This window comes from Pseudoxanthomonas taiwanensis (assembly GCF_010093135.1).
Lineage (GTDB): Bacteria > Pseudomonadota > Gammaproteobacteria > Xanthomonadales > Xanthomonadaceae > Pseudoxanthomonas > Pseudoxanthomonas taiwanensis.
The window spans coordinates 1-2,219 of the sequence record NZ_PDWK01000129.1 but is presented as its reverse complement, the minus strand read 5'-3'; the positions used below and the strand labels follow the sequence as shown (position 1 = coordinate 2,219).

At 68.9% G+C, this 2,219-nt stretch carries 1 protein-coding gene and 1 pseudogene; one reads left to right on the top strand and one right to left on the bottom strand.

The genetic code is table 11. The annotated features are described in order from the left end of the window. Nucleotides 1-123 (bottom strand): annotated as a pseudogene (locus CR938_RS14155) (IS5/IS1182 family transposase); the annotation flags it as partial. A 130-nt stretch (nt 124-253) separates the two neighbouring features. Between CR938_RS14155 and pilB the strand changes: the two are divergent. Then, entirely contained in the window at nt 254-1,984 is a 1,731-nt protein-coding gene (gene pilB / locus CR938_RS14150) for a type IV-A pilus assembly ATPase PilB (RefSeq protein ID WP_162125599.1), read from the top strand. Nucleotides 1,985-2,219 lie beyond the last annotated feature (235 nt).

Below are 2,219 nucleotides of genomic sequence, written 5' to 3'. Positions count from 1 at the left end.
CGGCTCGATCAGACCCAGCAGCGCCTGCCACGGCACCACCTGCTCCATCTCCGCCAAAAACACCTCGCGCCGCGTGCGCTTGCGGCTCCCCAGACCCTCGGCATCACCGAACGACAGCTGCATCGCACTCACCCCGATCACGGTGAGGCATTGTCGCGCAATCGGGCGGAGTTGTTCAGACCTTCCTTAGCGGGGCTCGGCGTGCCGGGCCGGTTTGCGATATCTTCCCCGGTGCAACTCTGGGGAACCACGCATGAACGCAACAACCGCCAACCTTGTCGGTATAACCGGCATTGCCCGCCGCCTGGTCCAGGACGGGGCGATGGACGAGGCCACCGCACGCGCGGCCATGGCCCAGGCGGCCGAGGCCAGGGTGCCGCTGGCCCAGTGGATCGCCGAGAAGAAGCTGGTGGCCCCGGCGCAGCTGGCCGCCGCCAACGCCATCGAGTTCGGCATGCCGCTGCTGGATGCCTCGGCGTTCGACGCCAGCCAGAACGCGATGAAGCTGGTCAGCGAGGAGCTGGTGCAGAAGCACCAGGTGCTGCCGCTGTTCAAGCGTGGCGGCAAGCTGTTCGTCGGCACCAGCAACCCGACCCAGACCGCGGCCCTGGCCGAGATCCAGTTCCACACCAACCTGGCGGTGGAACCGATCCTGGTGGACGAGGACCAGATCCGCCGCACCCTCGAGGCGTGGCAGAGCGCCGGCGACCAGCTGGCCGTCACCCTCGGCGGCGACGAGGAGGAGGGCCTGGAGTCGCTGGAGGTCAGCGCAGACGAGGAAGGCGGCGCCTCCGAATCGGGCGTGGACGCCAAGGGCGACGACACCCCGGTGGTGAAGTTCGTCAACAAGGTGCTGGTGGACGCCATCCGCCGCGGCGCCTCGGACATCCACTTCGAGCCCTACGAAACCGACTACCGCGTGCGCCTGCGCATCGACGGCCTGCTCAAGACCGTGGCGCACGTACCGGTCAAGCTCAACCAGCGCATCGCCGCGCGCCTGAAGGTGATGGCGCAGCTGGACATCGCCGAGAAGCGCGTGCCGCAGGACGGCCGCATCAAGCTCAACCTGTCCAAGACCAAGCAGGTGGACTTCCGCGTCAGCACCCTGCCGACCCTGTTCGGCGAGAAGGTGGTGCTGCGTATCCTCGACGGCAGCGCGGCCAAGCTCGGCATCGACAAGCTGGGCTACGAGCCGGACCAGCAGAAGCTGTTCCTGGACGCCATCCACAAGCCCTACGGCATGGTCCTGGTGACCGGTCCGACCGGCTCGGGCAAGACCGTGTCGCTGTACACCGCGCTGGGCATCCTCAACAACGAACAGCGCAACATCTCCACGGTCGAGGACCCGGTGGAAATCCGCCTGCCGGGCGTCAACCAGGTGCAGCAGAACCCCAAGCGCGGCATGACCTTCGCCGCCGCCCTGCGCAGCTTCCTGCGCCAGGACCCGGACGTGATCATGGTGGGCGAGATCCGCGACCTGGAGACGGCGGAGATCGCGGTCAAGGCCGCGCAGACCGGCCACATGGTGCTGTCCACCCTGCACACCAACGACGCGCCGCAGACCATCGCGCGCCTGATGAACATGGGCATCGCGCCCTACAACATCACCTCGTCGGTGACCCTGGTGATCGCCCAGCGCCTGGCACGCCGCCTGTGCACCAAGTGCAAGCGCCCGGTGGAGCTGCCCGAGCACGCGCTGCTGGCCGAGGGCTTCACCCCGGAGGAGATCCGCGAGGGCTTCACCGTGTACGAGCCGGTGGGCTGTGACGAGTGCACCGAGGGCTACAAGGGCCGCGTGGGCATCTACCAGGTCATGCCGATGACCGAGGAGATCCAGGCCATCGTGCTCTCCGGCGGCAACGCCATGCAGATCGCCGAGGCCGCCCAGCGCGCCGGCATCCGCGATCTGCGCCAGTCGGCCCTGCTCAAGGTCAAGCAGGGCATCACCAGCCTGGCCGAGATCAACCGCGTCACCATCGACTGACGCCGTGCGGGCGCCGCCGTGGGAGCCGCGTCAGCGGCGACCTGGCGGCGCACCCGGCGCCGACGTTCAACCGCCACGCATCAAGCGCCGCTGGGCACGAGTGCACCCGCCGCGACCGGCCGGCCCCGTCGCGTCGCCGCTGACGCGGCTCCTACAAAAACGCGGGGCGACCTGGCCGGCGCATCCGGCGCCGACGTTCAACCGCCACCCATCAAGCGCCGCTGGGCACGGGCGC

Excerpts from the sequence above, each read along its gene's own strand:
- pilB (WP_162125599.1), top strand. The coding sequence starts at position 254 with ATGAACGCAACAACCGCCAACCTTGTCGGTATAACCGGCATTGCCCGC.